The 21,975-nt window shown below is 32.9% G+C and carries 19 protein-coding genes; 10 read left to right on the top strand and 9 right to left on the bottom strand.

Going from position 1 to position 21,975, the window contains the following annotated elements; all coding sequences use genetic code 11:
- The first annotated feature begins 4 nt into the window (after positions 1-4).
- From TD29_RS05245 to TD29_RS05235, 3 genes are all read left to right on the top strand, one after another.
- On the top strand, positions 5-973 hold the full coding sequence (locus TD29_RS05245) for an alpha/beta fold hydrolase (RefSeq protein ID WP_040279393.1): 969 nt from the start codon (positions 5-7) through the stop codon (positions 971-973).
- Between the two features lie 167 nt (positions 974-1,140).
- Positions 1,141-1,377 carry a hypothetical protein gene (locus TD29_RS05240; protein WP_040279392.1) on the top strand — a complete coding sequence of 79 codons (237 nt, stop codon included), beginning with the start codon at positions 1,141-1,143 and terminating at the stop codon, positions 1,375-1,377.
- Positions 1,378-1,512: 135 nt separating this feature from the next.
- Positions 1,513-1,704, top strand: coding sequence for a cold-shock protein (locus tag TD29_RS05235; RefSeq protein ID WP_040279391.1), 192 nt, complete (start codon positions 1,513-1,515; stop codon positions 1,702-1,704).
- Positions 1,705-2,129: 425 nt separating this feature from the next.
- On the opposite strand, the gene TD29_RS05230 is transcribed toward TD29_RS05235, so the two are convergent.
- On the bottom strand, positions 2,130-2,579 hold the full coding sequence (locus tag TD29_RS05230; RefSeq protein WP_040279390.1) for a nucleoside deaminase: 450 nt from the start codon (positions 2,577-2,579) through the stop codon (positions 2,130-2,132).
- 128 nt (positions 2,580-2,707) lie between these two features.
- Here TD29_RS05230 and TD29_RS18185 point away from each other — a divergent pair, with 128 nt between their 5' ends.
- On the top strand, positions 2,708-2,917 hold the full coding sequence (locus TD29_RS18185) for an energy transducer TonB (RefSeq protein WP_084203393.1): 210 nt from the start codon (positions 2,708-2,710) through the stop codon (positions 2,915-2,917).
- A 22-nt stretch (positions 2,918-2,939) separates the two neighbouring features.
- A complete protein-coding gene (locus tag TD29_RS05225) occupies positions 2,940-4,718 on the top strand; it encodes a 1-deoxy-D-xylulose-5-phosphate synthase (protein WP_040279389.1) in 1,779 nt (592 codons plus the stop codon).
- Here the strand turns inward: TD29_RS05225 and TD29_RS18480 are convergent.
- From TD29_RS18480 to TD29_RS05215, 3 genes are all read right to left on the bottom strand, one after another.
- Positions 4,696-4,866 (bottom strand): hypothetical protein, encoded by a 171-nt coding sequence (locus TD29_RS18480; RefSeq protein ID WP_161792602.1) that lies wholly within the window; start codon positions 4,864-4,866, stop codon positions 4,696-4,698. The genes TD29_RS05225 and TD29_RS18480 overlap by 23 nt on opposite strands.
- A gap of 133 nt (positions 4,867-4,999) precedes the next feature.
- A complete protein-coding gene (locus TD29_RS05220) occupies positions 5,000-7,768 on the bottom strand; it encodes a T9SS type A sorting domain-containing protein (RefSeq protein ID WP_040279388.1) in 2,769 nt (922 codons plus the stop codon).
- A 12-nt stretch (positions 7,769-7,780) separates the two neighbouring features.
- Positions 7,781-9,127 carry a deoxyguanosinetriphosphate triphosphohydrolase gene (locus TD29_RS05215; RefSeq protein ID WP_040279386.1) on the bottom strand — a complete coding sequence of 449 codons (1,347 nt, stop codon included), beginning with the start codon at positions 9,125-9,127 and terminating at the stop codon, positions 7,781-7,783.
- Between the two features lie 194 nt (positions 9,128-9,321).
- Between TD29_RS05215 and TD29_RS05210 the strand changes: the two genes are divergently transcribed.
- Positions 9,322-10,602: an autotransporter outer membrane beta-barrel domain-containing protein gene (locus TD29_RS05210; protein WP_040279384.1), complete on the top strand. Its 1,281-nt coding sequence runs from the start codon at positions 9,322-9,324 to the stop codon at positions 10,600-10,602.
- Between the two features lie 117 nt (positions 10,603-10,719).
- Entirely contained in the window at positions 10,720-13,563 is a 2,844-nt protein-coding gene (locus TD29_RS05205; RefSeq protein WP_040279383.1) for a TonB-dependent receptor, read from the top strand.
- Between the two features lie 70 nt (positions 13,564-13,633).
- Here TD29_RS05205 and TD29_RS05200 read toward each other — a convergent pair whose 3' ends face one another.
- Complete coding sequence (locus TD29_RS05200) at positions 13,634-13,990, bottom strand: toxin-antitoxin system YwqK family antitoxin (RefSeq protein ID WP_040279382.1); 357 nt, start codon at positions 13,988-13,990, stop codon at positions 13,634-13,636.
- Between the two features lie 394 nt (positions 13,991-14,384).
- Here TD29_RS05200 and TD29_RS05195 point away from each other — a divergent pair, with 394 nt between their 5' ends.
- Positions 14,385-15,587, top strand: a complete 1,203-nt coding sequence (locus TD29_RS05195; RefSeq protein ID WP_040279380.1) for a porin — start codon at positions 14,385-14,387, stop codon at positions 15,585-15,587.
- 78 nt (positions 15,588-15,665) lie between these two features.
- Entirely contained in the window at positions 15,666-17,990 is a 2,325-nt protein-coding gene (locus tag TD29_RS05190) for an inorganic phosphate transporter (protein ID WP_052466984.1), read from the top strand.
- A 51-nt stretch (positions 17,991-18,041) separates the two neighbouring features.
- Here the strand turns inward: TD29_RS05190 and TD29_RS05185 are convergent, their stop codons facing one another.
- Positions 18,042-18,545, bottom strand: a complete 504-nt coding sequence (locus tag TD29_RS05185) for an RDD family protein (protein WP_040279379.1) — start codon at positions 18,543-18,545, stop codon at positions 18,042-18,044.
- An 88-nt stretch (positions 18,546-18,633) separates the two neighbouring features.
- Between TD29_RS05185 and TD29_RS05180 the strand changes: the two genes are divergently transcribed.
- Positions 18,634-19,356: a DUF6503 family protein gene (locus TD29_RS05180; RefSeq protein ID WP_040279378.1), complete on the top strand. Its 723-nt coding sequence runs from the start codon at positions 18,634-18,636 to the stop codon at positions 19,354-19,356.
- Positions 19,357-19,438: 82 nt separating this feature from the next.
- On the opposite strand, the gene TD29_RS18845 is transcribed toward TD29_RS05180, so the two are convergent.
- From TD29_RS18845 to TD29_RS05170, 3 genes are all read right to left on the bottom strand, one after another.
- A complete protein-coding gene (locus TD29_RS18845; RefSeq protein WP_394331532.1) occupies positions 19,439-19,687 on the bottom strand; it encodes an RDD family protein in 249 nt (82 codons plus the stop codon).
- Between the two features lie 15 nt (positions 19,688-19,702).
- Entirely contained in the window at positions 19,703-20,005 is a 303-nt protein-coding gene (locus tag TD29_RS05175) for a hypothetical protein (RefSeq protein ID WP_161792601.1), read from the bottom strand.
- 167 nt (positions 20,006-20,172) lie between these two features.
- A complete protein-coding gene (locus TD29_RS05170; protein WP_052466983.1) occupies positions 20,173-21,972 on the bottom strand; it encodes a ribonucleoside-diphosphate reductase subunit alpha in 1,800 nt (599 codons plus the stop codon).
- Between the last annotated feature and the right edge of the window lie 3 nt (positions 21,973-21,975).

The raw sequence follows: 21,975 nt of genomic DNA, 5'->3' as shown, positions 1-21,975 counted from the left end.
TAGTATGAAGCATATTGTAATAATTTTACTAGTCTCGCTATCCTTATTAGGCTGCCAGAGTAAATTAGAAGATACTAAAAAACAATTCTTTTTGCCTCCAGCCACAACGTATAATTATGTAGAAATTGATAGTGTAAAACTGTTTTATAGAGAAGCAGGAGATAAAAGCAAACCAACAATTGTATTGCTTCATGGGTATCCGTCGTCTTCACATTCTTACAGGAATCTTATTCCTATGTTGGCAACTCATTATCATGTGATTGCACCAGATAATTTAGGTTCGGGTTACAGTACGCATTTAGATCCAGCAACTACAACATATACTTTTGATCTATTATCAGATTATACAGAGCAACTAATAGATAAGTTACAAATTAAGAATTACGTTCTGTACATGCAAGATTTTGGAGCTCCTGTGGGTTATAGAATGATGATGAAAAACCCCAAACGAATAGAAGCTCTAATTGTTCAGAATGCCAATGCCTATTTAGACGGTTTAACCCCTAAACGACAAGATTTTTTTAGAACGGCACAAACTGATACATCACAAGTAAAGTACGATTTTTTATATAGCTTAACTAGTAAAAATGCTATAATAAATAAACAATATTTATTTGATTTAGATAGCACAAATATCAACATTCAAAGTCCAGATGCTTGGACACACGATTTAGCATTTTTAAGATCTAAAAGTGATAGAGAAATTCAAGTGCAACTATTTAAAGATTACAATAATAATTTAATTCGGTATCCAAAATGGCAAAAGATGTTGAGAGAGAATCAACCAAAAACTTTAATAGTTTGGGGAAAAAAAGATTTGAAATTCAATTATAAAGGAGCAAAAGCTTATTTAAGAGATTTACCAAATGCAGACTTATATTTATTAGATGCTGGTCATTTTGCTGCTGAGGAAAAAACTAGAGAAGTTGGAAAACTCATTTTAGATTTTTTATCTCACCATGAAATAGAATAACTGGCTACAAAAGTATCTATGCTCAAAAAATTACACGAATTTTCCTCAGGTTAGTTTTCTTTTGTTAACTTAGACTTAACCAATAAAACTAATTATATATGAACACATCATCGACAACCTTAAAATTAACAGCCTGTCCACAAAAATAAGTTTACAATATTTTAGATATGAAATACATTATTCTTACTGCTCTTTTAGCTTCATTAGGAAGTATTTTATGCGGTTATTTTCTAGACCTAGCTTACTCTCAAAAATTGATTGGCTTTGGTGTTTTAGGCCTCTTTGCAGTGGTGTTTCCGTTATTTGGGTACCATCGTTGGAAAGATAAAAATATTAAAGATTATATGCTCACTCAAGAGAATCTCGATAAAATGAGAGACAATCAAAAAAGGGAAAAGCAATAATTTGAAGTTTTAAAATTTCCGCAGTTATTTTGATCATAAGCATAAAATTCAAATCATTAAGATAAAAATCTTAATTTATTTACATTCAGAATCATTTTTAATTTTACCTTTGTATCTTAATTAATATATTTTATAATGACTGGAACAGTTAAATTTTACAATGATTCTAAAGGATTTGGATTCATTACCAACGAAGAAACAGGAAAAGACATTTTCGTACACGTATCAAACCTTAATGGTGTTGAACTTCGTGAAGGCGATAATGTAGAGTACACAGAAGAAGAAGGAAGAAAAGGAATGGTTGCGGCTAACGTACAAGTTCTCTAAGAGATATACTTTATACAGTTTCAACGTCTAACGAAAGTTAGGCGTTTTTTTATGTTTTTTTGGGCGTTACCTTATACCTTCAAGGTCCTTAAAACCTTGTAGGTATAAGGTCAGGCTCTCAGGAGTCGCTCTCTGCGAGGAGCTCCAACAATCCTTCCATCCTTAACGCAGGCTTTGGCTATATTTAAATTTTTTAGTTCTAGGGTTTTGATGCGCCTTCTTTTTCCAATAATGAGCTTGTCGTAGTCAAGGATGACGTGGTTATTTTTTGCGTGACTTTAATTTCAAGTCTCGAAATTTGGGGATTTCCACCTCAGTACAGTAGGTACTGAAACAAGAACATCAACACGTAATAATACAAATAGTGTTTTAGGCTTAATACCTACAAGGTTTTAGACACCTTGCAGGAAACAACATAAGATTTGTTAATTCAAATTACGTTTCTCTATAAAAAAACGTTTTAATAATGACGAGGCCTCATCGGCTAAAACACCTCCAATTAGTTTAGTTTTAGGGTGCAATTTTGTGTTTAACGCAATGCAACCACGTTCTTCATCTCGTGCACCATAAACTATTTTAGAAATCTGACTCCAATATAGCGCACCTGCACACATTTGGCAAGGCTCTAAAGTAACGTAGAGCGTACAATTGGTTAAATATTTTCCACCAAGAAAATTAGCTGCTGCTGTAATGGCTTGCATTTCTGCATGAGCAGTGACATCATTTAAAAGTTCTGTGAGATTATGGGCTCTTGCGATGATTCTGTCCTTAATAACTATAACTGCGCCAACTGGAATTTCTCCTTTATCAAAAGCGTCTTGTGCTTCTTGCAAAGCTTTTTTCATGTAGTAGGTGTCGTCAAACGGATTTTTCATAGGTGTAAAAATACAATTCTATTTAAAAGAATTCAATCGCATTACATGTCGACAAGAAATTTGATGCTCAATAATTACTAAAACCATTCAATCATGAAAACGCATTACTCGCTCTCCATCTCAAAGACTTGTGTAGAAAACAACGCATTTATACTCAATTTACAATTGATGATTCTGGTTTAGTGATAACTATATTAGTTAGAGCTGCACATAAATTCTTTGAAAAAGAGGCGAAACGGGTGATTGAATTATTACCTCAATTTACACCAGGAAAATATCATGGAGACACTATAGAAATCATATATAACTTACCCATCATCTTTAATATACAAGACTAATTAATTCTCGTATTTTTACACTGTGAAAAAACGACTTCTAGATCATATCAATTTTCCTCAAGATTTAAGACAATTAAATCTAACCGAACTGCCTCAACTCGCCAAAGAGTTACGTGCATTTATTATTGATATTGTAGCTACTAAAGAAGGACATCTTGGTGCAAGTCTTGGTGTTGTAGAATTGACCTTGGCTTTACATTATGTGTTTAATACACCAAAAGACCAGCTTATTTGGGATGTTGGGCATCAAGCTTATGGTCATAAAATACTTACAGGACGACGAGATAATTTTCATACCAATAGACAAAAAGGTGGTGTTAGTGGTTTTCCAAATCGTGAGGAAAGTGAGTATGATACGTTTGGTGTAGGTCATTCATCTACCTCAATTTCGGCAGCTTTAGGGATGGCAATTGCCTCTCAATTGAAAGGCGAAGACAAACACCACATTGCGGTTATTGGTGATGCTTCTATTGCTAGCGGAATGGCTTTTGAAGGTCTCAATCATGCAGGAGTTACCAATGCCAATTTATTAGTTATATTAAATGATAATGCAATAGGTATCGATCCTAGTGTTGGTGCTTTAAAACAATATTTAACCAATGTTAAAAAAGGAAAAGAGAAGCAGGATAATATTTTTGAGGCTTTAAATTTTGATTATTCTGGTCCTATTGATGGTCATGATGTATCCTTATTAATTTCAGAATTAGAGCGATTAAAATCGGTTAAAGGTCCAAAATTTCTCCATGTTATTACTACCAAAGGTAAAGGCTTAAAACAGGCTGAAGATGATCAAGTAAAATATCATGCTCCTGGTAAATTTGATTCGGTTACAGGTGATATTCTTCCGAAGAAAAAAGAAGTAGAACCACCTAAATTTCAAGATGTTTTTGGCCATACTATTGTTGAACTTGCTAAAGTAAATAAAAACATTGTAGGTATTACACCTGCAATGCCTACAGGAAGTTCACTAAAATATATGATGGAAAAAATACCCAACCGTGCCTTTGACGTTGGAATTGCAGAGCAACATGCTGTAACGTTATCTGCTGGTATGGTAACACAAGGTTTAACCGTTTATTGTAATATTTACTCTACGTTTTTACAGCGTGCTTATGATCAAGTGATTCATGATGTTGCGTTGCAAAATTTACCAGTAATTTTTTGCTTAGATCGTGCTGGTTTAGTTGGTGAAGATGGTGCTACACATCATGGTGTTTATGATTTGGCTTATTTAAGGTGTATTCCAAATATGATTATTTGTGCGCCTAGAAATGAAATTGAACTTCGTAATATAATGTATACAGCGCAATTGGGTTTAAAGCATCCCATTGCTATTCGTTATCCTAGAGGTCGTGGAACTATCATAGATTGGAATCGGCCTTTTTCCGAAGTAAACATAGGACAGGGTATTCAACTTAAAAAAGGTAAAACATTAGCCGTATTGAGCGTTGGCGCTATTGCTACTACCATTGAGGAATCGATTTTAAATAGTGATCATAATGAGGTTATATCACATTATGATATGCGTTTTGTTAAACCATTAGATGCGCATTTATTGCATAACATATTTACAACTTATTCGGAAATCGTCACTGTTGAAGATGGTTCTATTTCTGGAGGTTTTGGAAGTGCAATTTTAGAATTTGCGGCATTAAATAATTATAAGATTCCTGTGAAAACTTTGGGGATTCCTGATCAATTTATAGAACATGCTTCTGTTAAACAGCAACATCAATCGGTTGGGATTGATGTTGAAAATTTAACTGTGTTATTTAGTTCTATTGCTCTTCGTCTAAAATAGCAACATTTAGCTGTTGATTTGTATCATGAACCTCAGTACTGTTTTGTTGTGGTTCGTAATTAATATTTCTTGTGATATCATCTAACACTAATAAAAATGCTAATGTTACAAAAAATATAACGGCAGCTCCCATAATATTTTTCTTCATAATTGTAGATTTATAAGATTAAGGTGTAACAAATATACAAAAATACCGACAAAATACAAATTTATTCGATGAAATGCATTTTATAAAAAAAGGGAACCGTAAAGTTCCCTTTTTATTAAAATGAATATGTTGTTTATTTAATGATGATCTTTTTAGTCTCTGTGTAATTATCAACTGTGATATTAACAAAGTACATACCAGCATTTAAATCAAGATTTACATTAGTATTAGAAGTCGATATGTTTGAATTAGTACTATAAACTTCTTGAGCATTAATATTAAACACCTTTATAACTGCATTTCCTAAATTACGTTCAGATTTGATTGTAATTTGACCATTAGAAATAGTAGGAAATAATGTAATTAGTTTAGTGTTAAATTCATTTTCTAATACACTTAATGGTTGATTGGTAAACTGACTCGTAAATAATCCTTTTCCATGGGTAGATGCTAAAATAGTATTATCAGATGTTCGTAAATCTAAATCAACTACAGTTACATCACTCATACCATTGTAGGCTTGAACCCAAACAGGATTTGCTGCAGTGTAATCTGGAGTTGCCCATACACCTAATTCAGTACCAATGATTAACTCTTCAGGAATTAATGGGTTTTGCAAGATACATTTTACAGGAAGGTCTGGTAGGTTACCTTCAATGTTACTCCACGTATTTCCTCCATCTGCAGAAAACCAAATGCTTACGACACCATAATTGTGCATAGTTACAAAAATCTCTTGTTCACTTTGACCAAATTCAATATCAGAAATACTACCAATAAAGCCAGATCCAGATATATTAACAAAAGCTGGTGCTGTAAAATCAGCAAATCCACCTCTCAATAATTTACCATTTCGTAGTCCAACGTATAACGTTGAAGATGACGTGTTAAATGGTGATACTTTTAAAGCGCTTGGGCTTGCATTAAACTGCGGAGAAGTTAAAAGTTCAGAATCTGTAGGAGCACCTCCAGGCACAAAGTCTTTAATTCTTTCTATTCTTCTATTGTTACCTACGGTTGCGTTTGTGTATAAGATATCTAAATTTTTATCTAATGTAGCTTCGTTAATAAAGCTACCACCACTTCCACTAGAAATTAAGAAACCGTTATTAAGACTAGGGTGTTGGATGTAAATATGATTGTTTCCAGGATATGAAGTGATAGCATAACCATCCTCATCTATTTCAGTAAAACCACCATCACCACCAACAGGATCTGTAAATGGGTTTAGTCCAGCTACACCATTGATCAAAAACTGTGTACCATTATCTTGAGTACCTCCTGCAAGATCATCTCCATTTGCAACATCAATAGGATTAATAGCTCCATAGTAGAATTGAGTTGTAACGAAATCTTTGTTTCTAGCTTGTATAGCATTTGGATTTCCAACAGCTGCAGTGATATTTGCTGTATAATATACACCACCATCATTTCCAAAAACAGCTTCAGTATCATTTGTGCCTGGTCTAAAAACAATAGCGTGTTGATCTGCGTGCATAAATGGTACATTTAAACCACTTAAATTATTATTATTTGACCATTTAGAGAGTTGTTCCCATGTTGAGCCATCATTAGGAGATCTAAATAAATCAATACCACCTACATACAGGTTGTTATTTTGATCAACTTCTACGGGCAAATTATAGAATGCTTGATTTCTTGTGTAATCTGTTGCAGGTACACCATTATCAACATCGTTTGGTTCATTTATAGCTGTTATAGTAGAGAAACCATCAGTCGTAATATATATGTTAGCTGCACCACTTAATTCGGCAACTATCCAAAACTTATTTGCATCTGTTGGTGATGGTTCAATTTCTGTTCTTTGTGCTCCAAATACACTATTTATTGAGTTAAAAGTTATTCCATCTGTTGATTTAAATATTTCACCACCTACATTACCAAAAATATCACTGGTTGTTGTGAAGTATATATTATTATTAATATCTATTTCAATATCATTTGGGTTTTTATAGGTATTGTTTGAATATTGAATAGGAAAACGACTCCAATTATTACCGTCGTCAGTTGATTTATAAAGTCCGCGTTCTTCTACGCCTTGAAAGTTGTTAGGGTTTCCTGCATCTGCATAAAAACCACTTGCTACTGCAGCGTAAATTTCAGTAACACCTGCATTATCTCTTGCAACAATGTCATTTACATAAAATAGACCATTTACATTTTCACCACCATTAGTTACACTAGTTACTCCTCCTCCTAAAACTATGTTCCAGGTTTGTCCTGCATCGGTTGATTTCCACACACCTCTACCAACAACACTTCCTTGAGTGTATGATTCACCTGAGGCGATATAAAAAATGTTACTATTATTTGGGTCAGAGATAATTGCTGTAACAGAAATATTTTGTTGAATTGTTGGAACTAGTGTCCAAGAAACATTAGCATCTGTAATATCTTCATTAACCCATAAGCCACCAGAAACGCCTCCAGCAAAAACTCTAGTGTAATCGTCATCTGGATTTGCATTTCCAACATCATTTGGGTCAAACATAATTCCTCTAGTTCTACCACCTTGATTATTAGGCCCTCTGCTTACCCAAGGGTTTGTAGATTCTCCACCAACACCTCTTTCTATAGCACGTGTTGCCATTAGTTCGCGTTGCAATTCAATAGTAACCTCAGGAGTTGGTCTTCCTGTTGATGGGTTCATGGTTAATTCCCACATTTGCTCATTGTAAGCGTTAGGGGTTAATCTTAATTCTTTACGTTCTGTCCTAGTTAAATATTGAGTTTCTTTATAAGGACTGTTTTCTAAATGCGTTAAGTGTTGTTTTCTTAAATCATCAATCGCTTTGTCACCTTCTGAATTAAAATTCAATAGATATAAAGCGATTAAAGATGATGCGATTATCGCAGAGGTAAATAATAATTTTCTTTTCATATTTTCAGTTTTTTATAAATGGTTTCCTTTCAATTTTTGGTATGTTAACATGGCATTACTATCAGACATTTTTGAAACATAAAAACAGACTGATAATAAACTATCGTAAATAGTATTACTATTTAAGTCAACATAAGGTTCTAAAACTTTCAAAATTAATGTATCAAAATTTGAAAGTTCGTCGTTTAGGTTATTAATAACCGCTTGTGTAAAGGTATCTAAAAGTTCATTAATAACTTTATAACCCACAATCTCTTTGTCAATAACGTCGGTTGATTGATATATATTAGAAATACTTAATTTAATAATGTCGTTTATTTGTGCTTCATACGCACTGCAATCTAAAAGTGCTTTTGAAAATGTTCCATTAAGAATATCTTCTTCATGATTCATGAAAATTTCAACAGCTTCAGTAATTAGTGTGTTTATAGCTAACGATCTCAAATAACTTAACCTGTCTTGAGTACTTTGTAAAGCATTATAAGTTTTTGTTTGAATAGAATCACGAACTAAGTTAATGAGATATTCTAAAGCGTATTCCTCTTGAATGAGACCTAAATTAATACCGTCTTCAAAATCAATAATAGTATAGCAAATATCATCTGCTGCTTCTACTAAATATACAAGTGGGTGTCTACAATAATTTACATCATCATTATCATTTCCTCTTTTTATTAAGCCTAATTCGTTTGCAACATCTTTAAAGGTTTCTTTTTCTTTCTGAAAAAAGCCATACTTCTTATCTGCAATATGTGATGTTGGTTTCTTCGGAAGGGACTCTTTAGGGTATTTGGTAAATGCGCCAAGTGTTGCGTAGCTTAATCTTAAACCTCCAATGCGTCCTTTACGGCTTTCGGTAAGTATTTTTAAACCATTGGCATTACCTTCAAAATCACATAAATCTTGATATTGTTTTTTTGTGAGTTGGTCTTCAAAATATCTACCATTTCCAGATTTGAAAAACTCACCTATAGCTTTTTCTCCAGAATGACCAAAAGGAGGGTTTCCAATATCATGTGCTAAAGCTGCGGCAGCTACAATAGCGCCAAAATCATTCATTTGATAACCATGAACATCTTTTAAATGTGGATGTTTTTCTAATAATTTTTGACCAACTTTTCTTCCTAACGATCTCCCAACAACACTTACTTCTAGACTATGTGTTAATCGTGTGTGTACAAAATCTGTTTTTGATAAAGGGACAACCTGAGTCTTGTCTTGAAGACTCCTAAATTCCGAAGAAAAAATAATTCGATCATAATCTACTTCAAAACCTAATCGTGTCTCATCTTGTTCTTTTCGTAAGCGTTTATGTGTGTCTCCAAATCGTTTTAAGGAGAGTAATTGTTCCCAATTCATAGATTCTGTTTAGCTGCAGCAAGATAGGAATTTCAATGTTAAATTAATGTTTCGAGAAAATAAAAATCACAGATTCTAGTAACACTCAATTAACAGTTTTATGATTTAGGTTTAATACTCAATTAACCTTGACTTTACACTATGCGTGTTTCTTTGCATCGTTAATTAAAATAAAAAACTAACAAAACAATATCATGAAAAAAATAATATTATCAGCACTAATCGCGTCTTCTTTAGTATTTACTGGATGTTTTAAAGATGATGACACTCCAATCGTAATTGAAACAACTACAGTTAATAACTATGGTGACGATGGAAATGGAAATGGTGGAGAAACTTGTCCTGTAGTTGCAGTTACTGGAGCTATTACTGAAGATACAACTTGGACTAGTGATAACATTTATCAATTAAACCAAAAAGTTGTTGTAGACAATGGAGCAACATTAACAATTGAAGCTGGAACAATAGTAAAAGGTTCACCGGGAACAGGATCTTTAGCTTCTGCCTTAATTATTGCAAGAGGAGCAAAAATAAATGCGGTAGGTACTGCGACATCACCAATTATTTTTACATCTACTGGCGATAATATTACTTGTGGGCAAACTGCAGGAACTAATTTAGATGAGAATGATAGAGGACAATGGGGAGGATTAATTGTATTAGGTTATGCGCCAAGTTCATTTTCTGGAGATCTTCTAGAAAATCAAATTGAAGGAATTCCTGCTGATGATACCTTTGGATTATATGGTGGTTCAGATGCTACAGATAATTCTGGTGTGATGTCATACATTTCAATTCGACATGGTGGTGCATTAATTGGAGAGAATAACGAAATCAACGGTTTAACTCTTGGTGGTGTTGGTAATGGTACAGTTATTAATAATATAGAAGTTGTTGCTAATGTTGATGATGGAATTGAGTTTTTTGGAGGTACAGTAAACGCATCTAACTTATTAGTTTGGGCTCAAGGAGATGATGCTTTAGATATTGATCAAGCTTACTCTGGTACAATTGATAATGCTGTAGTTGTTTTAGGAGGTATCTCTGATCACGCTTTTGAAATTGATGGACCAGAAGGTACAGGAACAGGATCATTTACACTGCAAAATGTAACTATTGTTGGTAACACAGTTACTGAAAATGGTGAGTATGCAGATTATAGAAGTGGTGCAACAGGAACAACAAGTAATATTTATGCTTATGGTTTTAAAGATTCTTCAGATGTTGAGCTAGATAACGATGGTGTTGCAACAAATTATAATAATGGTGATTTAACTTTTGGAGCTTGGGAAATTGTTTTACCAACAGGAGTAACAGATGTAGCAAGTGTATTTGCTAATAAAGCAGAAACAGTTACGGTAACAGGATTTGGATCTACAGCAACAGCAATAACTCAAGGTGCAAATACTGTTGGTGCAACGACATCTGATTTAGCATGGACCTATGCAAATGCATTTGGTGGATTTGGATTCTAATATCATATTAGACTAAAGTCAACTATACAGTATTTTATAAATCAAATAACGCTTTCAATATAAACTACTACTCGTTAACTTTTTAACGAGTAGTATGTTTTAGATAATTAACTAATTATGGAAAAAAAAATATACTCACTTCTCGTTCTGTTCTTTATTTGTGTTGGTTTTATTAACGCACAAAAAGGAATCGTAGCAGGAAATCTTATTGATGGTGAGTTTGTAGAGCCTATGGCATTTGCTAATATATTAGTCAAAGGCACCACTACAGGAACTACATCTGATTTTGATGGTAAGTATGAATTAGAATTAGATCCAGGAACTTATACATTAGTGTTTTCTTTTGTAGGTTATAACACTCAAGAAATTGTAGACGTAGTAATCAAGGCTGGTGAGGTTACTGAGCTAGATGTAACGTTACAAACGAATTCTTTAGATACCATTGTTTTAACAACGAGTGTCAAGAAAAATACAGAAAGTGCCGTTTTAAATTTACAAAAAAAATCGGTGACCTTATTAGATGGTTTATCTGCTCAAGCTATAAAAAGTAGTGGTGCAGGAAACGTTGCTGCAGCCGTTAAAAATGTGCCAGGAGTGTCTATTCAAGGTGGGAAATACGTTTATGTACGTGGTTTAGGTGATAGGTATACTAAATCTATATTAAATGGTATTGATATTCCTGGATTGGATCCAGATAGAAATACAATACAAATGGATTTATTTCCAACAAGTATTTTAGACAATGTTATTGTGTTAAAATCTGCAGCTGCAGAGTATCCAGCAGATTTTACAGGAGGTATTGTTGATATAATTACTAAAGATTTTCCAACAAAAGGAGAATACTCAATATCATTAGGAGGTAGTTATAATCCCGATATGCACTTTAATGATAGTTATTTAACTTCGGAAGGAAGTGATACCGATATTTTTGGTTATGATGATGGTACTAGAGATTTGCCAATTCATAGATATCAACCTATTCCTGCAACGAGTGAAAATAATACATTATTAACCACGCTTACTAACAGCTTTCAAAAAGAACTGGCTGCCAAACAAGAGCAGAGTGGGATGGATGTAGATTTTGGATTTACTCTAGGGAATCAATACGATATCGGAGATGATAAAATAGGATACCAAGCATCGTTTTCATACAAAAATACAACCACGTTTTATGAAAATCGAATTGATGGAGCGTATATAAAAAATCCGCAAGACACTTCAGATTATGAATTACTTGCCGCTTTAGATTCACAAGGTTCTGAAGGTATCAATAATGTTATTTTAAATGGTTTAGCAGGTATTGCATACAAAACTGATAAATCTAAGTTTAAAGTTAATATACTTCATATTCAAAATGGAGAATCGTCTGCAGGATTTTTTAATCAATTAATCTCGCAAGATGGAACTGGTGGAGCTTTAGAGCCATTAACTAAAAATGCAATTGCTTATACTGAAAGATCTATTACAAACTTATTAGTAACAGGTAAACATAGATTAAATAGCATGGGAGATGAAAATGCATTTAATTTTGAATGGAAACTCTCACCAACTTTTTCTAAAGTAATGGATAAAGGTCATAGAATTACACCATTACAACAATCAGATAGTGGTAATTCATTTTTATCACCTTCTGCATCAACATTTCCAATTCAGTTATGGAGAAATTTATTAGAAGAATCATGGAATGGTAAAGTAGATTTTGATAAAACATTTCAACTGTTTGATAGACCTGCTAAAGTTAAATTTGGAGGAGCATACACTTATAAGTTTAGAGATTTTAGTATTGATGATTATACATTTAATATTAGAGGTAACCAATCATTTATTGCAGATGGTGATGTAAATAGCTTATTGGCTTCAGATAACGTTTGGAATTCAACTAGTGATAATGGTACTTACTTAATCAATATTGATACATTCAATGCAAACGATGCTTATGAAGGTGAGCAACACATAGGTGCTAATTATGTGTCATTAGAGTTTAATGTAAGCGAAAAGATGAAAACGGTTTTAGGTGTGAGAACTGAGTTTTTCAAATCGTACTATACTGGACAGGATGGTTTAGAGATTTTTGATAGAGATTTAGTATTAGATGAGTTTGATATCTTCCCATCTGCTAATGTGATTTACGCCTTAAATGATGATGATAATTTAAGAGCATCATATTCTCGTACAACGGCTAGACCTTCTTTTAAAGAACAATCAAATTCACAAATATTTGATCCTATTACAGGTCGATTATTTATTGGAGCTTTAGGTGTAAAGCCTTTAGTGCCAACATATGTGAATAACTTTGATTTAAGATATGAGCATTTTGGAGAGAAAGGACAAATGTTTGCTATAAGCGGGTTTTATAAAGGGTTTACAGATGCAATTGAACAACAATTTTTTGTTAATGCACCAACACAACTTACTGTAGGTAACTTAGGAGATGCAAATGTAATTGGAGCCGAGTTTGAAGTTCGTCAACGTTTAGGTTTTATTACTGAAGGATTAAACGACTTAAAAATAAATGCAAATGTATCTATCATAAAGTCTGAGTTAACGATGTCTGATGATGAGTATCAAGGAAGATTAGCAAGTGCTAGAGATGGAGAAACTATAGATAAGAAAAGAGATCTTCAAGGTCAAGCGCCTTATTTAATTAATGTAGGTCTAGATTATAATAATGATGATTTAGGGTTGCAAACCGGTTTGTTTTTTAACGTACAAGGTAAAACATTAGAGGTTGTTGGTATTAGAGAGGTACCAGATGTGTATACAAAACCTTTTAACAGTTTAAATTTTACATTAAATAAAACTTTTGGTGAAAATGAAAACACATCAATAGATCTTAAAGTGTCAAATATTTTAGGGAACGAAAGAATTAGTGAATTTGAGTCATATAATGCTCAAAATCAAATTTTCACTTTAAGAGATCCAGGTACGGCCTTTTCTCTTGGGTATACCTATAAATTTTAGAATAGACGTTTGAGTTCGTCAAAAAAAAATCCCAACCTAATGGTTGGGATTTTTCTTTATATTTAAGTTTTTAGTTACTCACAGCGACTTGAACTTTGTCTGTCCATTCACTCACACTTGCTACTTTAGAATCTTCATAATTAACTTCTTTTAGTTTATTATCAGACCAAAATAACCATTTACCAACTTTTTTATTGTTAACATAGTTACCAACCGTTACTTTGTTACCATGTTGATCATAACTGGTCCAAACACCATGAAGTTCTCCCTCTTTATTAAAAGTACCTTGTTGTTCTACCGCTCCATTATCATGATAATAAGTTGCTACGGTTAAGTCTCCATCTTTATTTAATTCTGCTTTTGGCTTTTCTTGTGCAAATGTAAGCGTCACACCTAACATTAATAAAATTGCGAATATCTTTTTCATATTGAATTTGGGTTTGAATGATTAATAATTACATAACAAAAATATGATAAAATTTACAAATTTCAAACATTTAGGTAACATTAAATTAACATTAGGCTTGTAATGTACTGTAAAACAGTATCTTATTAGTTTTTGTTTTGAGTTAATTCTTAATAATTAGATAATATTAGCATTACAATTAGATTACGTTACATTCTCATATTTGCTCAAGTGTTTTAAACACTATTTAGAACTTCATATATTTTATTAGTTTTTGTCGACTAGAAGCTATGTTGTTTAATAAGGCTGCTTTATTTAAAGCAGCCTTTTATAAATACTTTCTAAAACCTTAATTTTAAGGAAACGTTTAGTTAACATTAGAATCGGTTATTTGCAGTGACAAAAACTGATAATAATGAAATTTAAACTAACCTTAGCATGTATGCTATGTGTATATAGTTTTTCCAATTCTCAAGAAATTAGTGATACATCATTTGGTAAAGGATTAATTAATTTTGTAGCCAAGGATAGTTCATTTAGTGTAAAATTTGCACCTCGCTTTCAATTTCGCTCAATATCTTTATGGGATCATGATGGAGAACAATATGGCAGTCCCGAACATAACTTCATAATTAGGCGAGCACGTTTAAAATTTGATGGTTTTGCTTACAGTCCAAAACTTAAATATAAAATTGAGTTAGGTTTATCAAATCGAGATATCTCTGGCGCAAATGATTTTAATAGAAATTCACCACGTTATATTTTGGATGCCGTTTTAATGTGGAATTTTGCTGATAATTGGGAATTATGGGCAGGACAAACCAAGTTACCAGGAAATATAGAACGCGTCGTGTCTTCAGCAAATCTTCAATTAATTAATCGCTCACTTTTAAATAGTAGTTTCAATTTAGATAGAGATGTAGGTATTCAATTGCGTCATAAATCAAATTTAGGAAGTGGTTTTTTAATGCGAGAAATAGTTGCAATTTCACAAGGTGAAGGTCGTAATGTCACAGAGGGAAATGAAGGAGGTCTCCAATATACGGGACGTTTAGAATTTCTTCCCTTCGGAAATTTTAAGTATAAAGGCGATTTTGTCCAAGCAGATTTAGTTCGTGAAGCGAAACCTAAATTAATGGTAGGTTTTACATATAACTTTAACCAAGGAGCTGTTAGAGAACGAAGTGGTTTAGGAGATTACATGTTTAAAAGTGATCAATCACTATATGCAACAGACGTCACAACAATTTTTGCAGATGCTATGTTTAAATACAACGGATTTTCTTTTATGGGAGAATATGCACATCGTTCTGCTGCAGATCCTATTGCATTAGATGTAGATAGTACAACACCTACAGGAGATGTTGTATTAATTGGTAATGCTATAAATCTACAGGCAGGTTACTTTTTTAAAAGTAATTATGAAGTAGTAGGTCGTTTTACAACTGTAGATTTTAAATCTGTTACAGGATCACCGCCAAGAAGCCAATACACTTTAGGCGCATCAAAATATATCGTAGGTCATAAATTAAAAATTCAATCAGATATTAGTTATAGTTCTTTAGATGGGACTGATGATAACATTATGTTTAGATTAGGTTTTGACATTCACTTTTAACATAAAAAAGATAACAATAAGGTAACATAGTAGAGCGAAACTCTAAAGATATTTGCACACCTTTTTAAATTAAAAATTATGGATAATATTTATTTATATATGATTATAGCACTAGCCATATTAGCAATAGCTGATTTGATTGTAGGTGTTAGTAATGATGCAGTAAATTTTTTAAACTCGGCAATTGGGTCTAAAGCGATTTCATTTAGAACAATTATGATTGTAGCCAGCGTTGGTGTTGCCATTGGAGCTGTGTTTTCTAGTGGAATGATGGAAGTGGCCAGAAAAGGTATTTTTAATCCTGGAGAATTTATGTTTAATGAAATCATGATCATTTTCATGGCAGTAATGATAACAGATATACTATTGCTTGACTTTTTTAATTCTATAGGTATGCCTACCTCAACAACAGTATCTATTGTTTTTGAATTACTAGGAGCTGCAGTAGCAATGGCTTTGATAAAAATTGGTCATGATGGAGGGAGTTTTGATGATGTTGTTGGGTATATTAACACATCTAAAGCTACAGAGATTATATTGGGAATACTATTGTCGGTCGTCGTCGCTTTTTCTATAGGCGCATTAGTACAATGGTTTTCTAGGCTGCTACTATCGTATAATTTTGAAAAAAAGGCAACATGGGTAGGTGCTTTGTTTGGAGGTATGGCGATAACTGCAATTAGTTACTTTATCTTCATGAAAGGCTTAAAAGGTACAGCATATGCAAGTCAATCATTTGAGATCTTAGGAGGCGGAACAATGAAAGATTTTTTAGAGAATCAAGTGCTTTTAATTATTGTGGTGAGCTTAGTAATATGGTCCATTTTTTCATATGCCTTGATTGCACTCTTTAAGACTAATATCTATAAGCTAATTATTATACTAGGTACTTTTGCTTTAGCCTTAGCTTTTGCTGGAAATGATCTAGTTAACTTTATAGGTGTGCCAATTGCTGCATACAATGCGTTTGAGCAATGGACGCTTTCTGGGTTGCCAGCTACAGAGTTTCCAATGGATGTTTTAGCAGAAAAAGTACCAACTAATAATTTACTACTATTTGTAGCAGGTATGATTATGGTACTAACTTTATGGTTCTCTACAAAAGCTAAAAATGTAGTTAAAACTTCATTAGATCTTGCAAGTCAAGGTGCTACTAAAGAACGTTTTCAACCTAATTTTTTATCCCGAGGATTTGTAAGAGTTGCTGTAGGTTTATCTCAAATGACAGCTTATGTGTTACCGCAAACTTGGCAATCTAAAATTGAAAATCAATTTGAAGCTCCTGTGATAGCTTTGCCAAAAGACAAAAAATACGAGTTGCCAGCATTTGATATGGTAAGGGCTGCAGTTAACTTAATGGTTGCAGCTGTTTTGATTTCGATAGCAACATCATATAAATTACCATTATCAACAACCTACGTTACATTTATGGTAGCTATGGGAACCTCTTTGGCTGACAGAGCTTGGGGAGCAGAAAGCGCTGTGTATAGAGTAGCTGGTGTTATTAACGTTATTGGAGGTTGGTTCTTTACAGCATTTAGTGCATTTACCGCAGCAGCTTTAGTAGCTTACTTATTAAACTTAAATATTAAAGTAATGTTTCCAATTTTATTGGTAGCCGCTTTTGGGTTATTAATAAGAAGTTCATTAGCACACAATAAAAAATCAAAAGAATCTAAAGCCGAAGATAGTTTAACTAAAGCCGAAAGTAGTTCTGTGCAAGGAGTGATTCACGAAAGTGCAAAAAACATTGCTAGTGTTGTAAAACGTGGTAATAAAATTTATACAAATGCAATTAAAGGTTTAGCAATACAAGATTTATCTCTTTTGAAAAAGAATAAAAAACAAGTCGTTAAGCTTTCTGATGAAATTGATGACTTACGTGATAACATATTTTACTTTATTAAAAACCTTGACGAATCTAGTATTGGGGCAAGTAATTTTTATATCAATGTTCTTGGTTACCTCCAAGATATGACACAATCATTAGAATATATCTCTAAGGTTAGTCATAAGCATGTTAACAACAATCATAAAAAATTGAAGTTTTCTCAAATTAAAGAATTGAAAGAAGTAGATGATAAAATGGAACTTTTATTTAATGAAACTAAACTTGCTTTTGATTCGCAATCATTTGAAAAAATAGGAGAAATCTTAAATGATAAAGCTCAAGTTTATAATTTGGTGAAGGAGAAAATTCAAAAACAAGTAGAGCGCACACGTACAGAGGAATCTAGTCCTAAAAACACGACGCTTTACTTTAGTTTATTATTAGAAACAAAAGATTTATTAAATGCAACAATGAATCTATTAGAAGAATATCATAACTCACATGATAGTCGAATAGAGCCAGCAAAACTTCCTGGTGTAGCTTCCACATCTTTAGAGAAGGAAGAAGAATAATGAAAAAAGACCATCTAATTAAAAAGATGGTCTTTTTTTTATACTTTATGGCTACTCACCAATTCTGCCAATGTCTTCAAGGTCTTCAAAAGCAGCTTTTTTGGCTTCAAATTTTGACTCATCAACCACATAGGTTTTTGATATAGAATCATGCCATCCTTTGCCATCCTCTCCTAAAAAAGAGAAAAATTCTAAAGGAATTAAACGGCATAATGAGCGTACCAAAATTTCATTAAATGTAGGCTTTTCACCATCATAAAGTACCACTTTAGTTTTAGTAATAAATTTCCCTAAAGAGCGTCCTGTGAGAGTTTCTATGGTTGTGTAATAAAGCAATAATATGATATAACCAAAAATGAATTCCATCAATCTGCCAGAATTAAAAAAGAAATCTATAAATCCATAACTACCTGTTAATTCTGATATAATACCAATTATAAAACCCATTGCTACACCTAATATAACTTGTACAATGTAGTCAATAATAAAATTCGCCAATCTAATGCCTTTAGAGGCTAAAACATCTGGTGTTACAATGTATTTAATGCGGTTCATAGGTGAGTAATTAAGTTAGTGAGTTATCAAATATAGTATTCTTAAGTTAATCTTAAATAGTTTACTTTAGTATCATAAATATAATCTTATGAAACATTTTTTTTTAGTTACGCTTTCATTATTAAGTTTTCAATTAGTTGTAGCTCAAGAAATAACTGGTGAACAACTACTAGAAAACGCGATTACTTATCACGATCCCAATGCTAATTGGTCTACGTTTAATGGCGAACTCCATATTACTATGGAAACACCAAATAATACCACTAGAGAGAGTAGAATACGTATTAATTTACCTTCGGAAATGTTCTACATCCAAGCTAAGCGCGATACCATCACAACAGAATATACCATAGAGAAAACCGACTGTTCCATTAAATTAAATGGAGCAGTTGATATTTCCGAAGCGCATTTAAAAACTTATAATTTGAGTTGTGATAGGGCTAATATGTATAAAAATTACTACACTTATCTCTACGGGTTGCCTATGAAATTAAAGGATGAAGGTACCGTTATACATGATAAAGTTGAGTATAAAACTTTTAAAGGAAAAGCATATCTCGTATTAAAAGTTAGTTATGATGACAAGGTAGGTAGTGATGTTTGGTATTTCTATTTTGATCCAAAAACGTATGCTATGGAAATGTATCAGTTTTTTAAAACAGATGAAAATGGCAAGTTAAAACGCGATAGTGGAGAATACATAGTGCTCACCGAAACTGAGACCATTAATGGTATTAAAATGCCTAAAAATAGAGCTTGGTATTTTAATAAGGATGATGCGTATTTGGGGACGGATATTTTAAAGAATTAGTGAAGGGTTACTGGCGTTTGTTTGTGAGATGTGCCTGTTTATCTCAAGTGAAGCACTCGTGACAGTGAAGCGCTGGTGCGAATTAACTAGTTTCACCAATAAGGCCAATTTGCTCTAACTGGAGAATTTCGTTCTTTTTCTCGTTAAATTTATCTGCTTTAACAACGTAACATTTGGCTATAGAGTCGTGCCATCCTTTTCCGTTTGTGCCTAGAAAAGATAATGCATCAAAGGGAATCCACCTGCTAAAACTTCTTTTAACTAATTGTTTTGTTGTAGGTTTATTACCATCTGTAGAAACTACGATGGTGTTTGTTGCAAATTTCCCGATGGTTTTGAAGGTGTATTATTCCATGAAGAAATAATATATAAACATGAATATGTAACTTACGATGTAGTCTTCTATTTCAGACATACCATTCCAAATATCATTTAATGTATAGTTACCTGTAAATTCTCCTAAGTAGAAGAGTCCGTAGGATAAACCATACATAAAAGCATATTGTGGCACTAAATCTATAATATGATGAAGCAAACGTTGGCCTTTAGTTGCTAACAAATCTTCGGTAATTTCAAATGTATTTTGATTCATGGTTGGCATTAATTGTGTTATTTGTTTAAGCTGTTGTTTGTTATAAATTAGCGCCAAGTGCAGTAATTAAAGCTATTACCTCAGGTGAACGTTAAAATGTGTGTTTGAATTATAACATTTCCGAAGAAAAAAATACGACATAAAAAAAGCATCTTGATTTAATTTTGTCAAGATGCTTTTTTAAAATATAATTACATTGAGATGTCTTTTGTTAAGGATTTGTATTAGCCTTCACAACTCGTACATTCTTTCTTTTGCTTAAACTTTTGTGCTGCATTCATACTGTGTTGGTAGTACAATGATTTTACACCTAATTGCCAAGCGGTAACATATAATTTGTTAATGTCTTTAACTGGCATATCTGGATGTACCATTATATTTAATGACTGCGCTTGATCGATATGATTTTGTCTATTTGCTGCTTGATAGATAATGGTCATTTGATCAATTTCAGAATAGGTTTTAAATACATCTTTTTCAAGCTCTGTAAGTCCTTCTAAATGTTGTACAGATCCATCGTAATCTCTAATGCTTTTCCAAACTTCACTGTTGTTCATTCCTTTCTCTTCTAGCAATGCTGTTAAAAAAGGATTTTTAATTGTTGTTTTTATTTTAGCAATATCTTTTACGTAACTGTTAGACCATATAGGCTCAATACCTTGTGATACTTGACCTAAAATAAATGCAGATGACGTTGTTGGTGCTACAGCATTCATTGTTGTGTTACGTCTTCCGTAGCCTTTTAAAACTTCAGGCTCACCAAATAACGTTGCTAATTCTTTTGATGCTTTGACCGATTTTTCTTTAATGGTTTTAAAGATTTCACTGTTAAGGTTAAATGCTTCAGTACTATCAAATGGTAACATTTTAGATTGTAATAATGAGTGCCAACCTAAGGCTCCTAATCCTAAAGCTCTATTTTCTTTAGCGAAATTATAGGCTTTTTCCATGAACATGAATGTTTGACGGTCATCACGATCTGGAGAATCTCTATACACTTCAAGTTTTGTTATAAACTCTTCTAAAACGGCATCTAAGAAATAGATCATGGTTTCAACAGCATCTGTATCTTTCCACTTATCGTAATGTAATAAGTTTATAGAAGATAAAACACATACAAAAGACCATCTATCGTTAGTAGGTAACATGATTTCTGAACATAAATTACTTGCGTAAATTTCATGTTTATTGTCTCTATATACGTCTGGAGCTGTATTATTGGCGTTATCTTTAAAGAAGATGTATGGATATCCTATTTCACCTCTACGTTGTAATACTTTGGCCCAAATAGCGCGTTTATCTGTATCACCATCAATCATTTCTTGCATCCACTCGTTACCAACAGTAACACCATGTGTTAATTCTTGGATCGGGTTACCTTCGGTACCTATTTCTAAAAACTCATGTATATCTTGGTGCTCAATTGGTAAATAAGGAGAAAAACGACCTCGTCGAACAGAACCTTGACTTACAACATCTACCATTTTTTCAAACAGTTGCATGATATGAACAGCTCCAGAGGACTCACCATTATTTTTTACTGGTGCTCCTCTATGACGAAGTTTACCAAAGTAACCAGAAGTACCACCTCCTAGTTTAGACATCATACCAACTTCAGATTGTGTATAAAGGATGTCACCCATATCATCAGAAATATGAGAACCAAAACAACTAATTGGTAAGCCACGTTTTTTACCAAAATTAGACCACACTGGTGAGGCTAATGAGTAATAGCCTTCTGCCATATAACCATAGAATTTATCAGCAAAACCGTCAATGCCTAATATGTTTTCGGCATTATTGGCAATTTCTCTAATACGTTCTTCTGGAGTGGTGTCTTCAGTAAGGTAACCAGATGCTAAAAATTGACGACTATGCTCTGTTAACCATTTAATTTCGGGCTCTTTTTTTGTTTCTTTTATAGCTTCTTTTCTAGCTTTTATTAATTCATCTTGTGAAGATGCTATTGTAGTTTGAGGGTTTACTACTTTGTTGTCGTGGTCTAATTTAGTGTGTTCGTTCATGGT

The sequence above is a fragment of the Psychroserpens damuponensis genome (assembly GCF_000826655.1).
In the GTDB taxonomy this organism is placed as follows: Bacteria; Bacteroidota; Bacteroidia; order Flavobacteriales; family Flavobacteriaceae; genus Psychroserpens; species Psychroserpens damuponensis.
The sequence above is the reverse complement of the archived record's forward strand: the minus strand, read 5'-3'. Positions and strand labels throughout refer to the sequence as shown.

Coding starts and splice junctions, on each gene's coding strand:
- TD29_RS05200 (WP_040279382.1), bottom strand. CDS start 13,990: ATGAAAAAGATATTCGCAATTTTATTAATGTTAGGTGTGACGCTTACA.
- TD29_RS05220 (WP_040279388.1), bottom strand. CDS start 7,768: ATGAAAAGAAAATTATTATTTACCTCTGCGATAATCGCATCATCTTTA.
- TD29_RS05180 (WP_040279378.1), top strand. CDS start 18,634: ATGAAACATTTTTTTTTAGTTACGCTTTCATTATTAAGTTTTCAATTA.
- TD29_RS05245 (WP_040279393.1), top strand. CDS start 5: ATGAAGCATATTGTAATAATTTTACTAGTCTCGCTATCCTTATTAGGC.
- TD29_RS05170 (WP_052466983.1), bottom strand. CDS start 21,972: ATGAACGAACACACTAAATTAGACCACGACAACAAAGTAGTAAACCCT.
- TD29_RS05205 (WP_040279383.1), top strand. CDS start 10,720: ATGGAAAAAAAAATATACTCACTTCTCGTTCTGTTCTTTATTTGTGTT.
- TD29_RS05235 (WP_040279391.1), top strand. CDS start 1,513: ATGACTGGAACAGTTAAATTTTACAATGATTCTAAAGGATTTGGATTC.
- TD29_RS05240 (WP_040279392.1), top strand. CDS start 1,141: ATGAAATACATTATTCTTACTGCTCTTTTAGCTTCATTAGGAAGTATT.
- TD29_RS05215 (WP_040279386.1), bottom strand. CDS start 9,127: ATGAATTGGGAACAATTACTCTCCTTAAAACGATTTGGAGACACACAT.
- TD29_RS18480 (WP_161792602.1), bottom strand. CDS start 4,866: ATGAAGAAAAATATTATGGGAGCTGCCGTTATATTTTTTGTAACATTA.
- TD29_RS05210 (WP_040279384.1), top strand. CDS start 9,322: ATGAAAAAAATAATATTATCAGCACTAATCGCGTCTTCTTTAGTATTT.
- TD29_RS05185 (WP_040279379.1), bottom strand. CDS start 18,545: ATGAACCGCATTAAATACATTGTAACACCAGATGTTTTAGCCTCTAAA.
- TD29_RS05230 (WP_040279390.1), bottom strand. CDS start 2,579: ATGAAAAATCCGTTTGACGACACCTACTACATGAAAAAAGCTTTGCAA.
- TD29_RS05195 (WP_040279380.1), top strand. CDS start 14,385: ATGAAATTTAAACTAACCTTAGCATGTATGCTATGTGTATATAGTTTT.
- TD29_RS05190 (WP_052466984.1), top strand. CDS start 15,666: ATGGATAATATTTATTTATATATGATTATAGCACTAGCCATATTAGCA.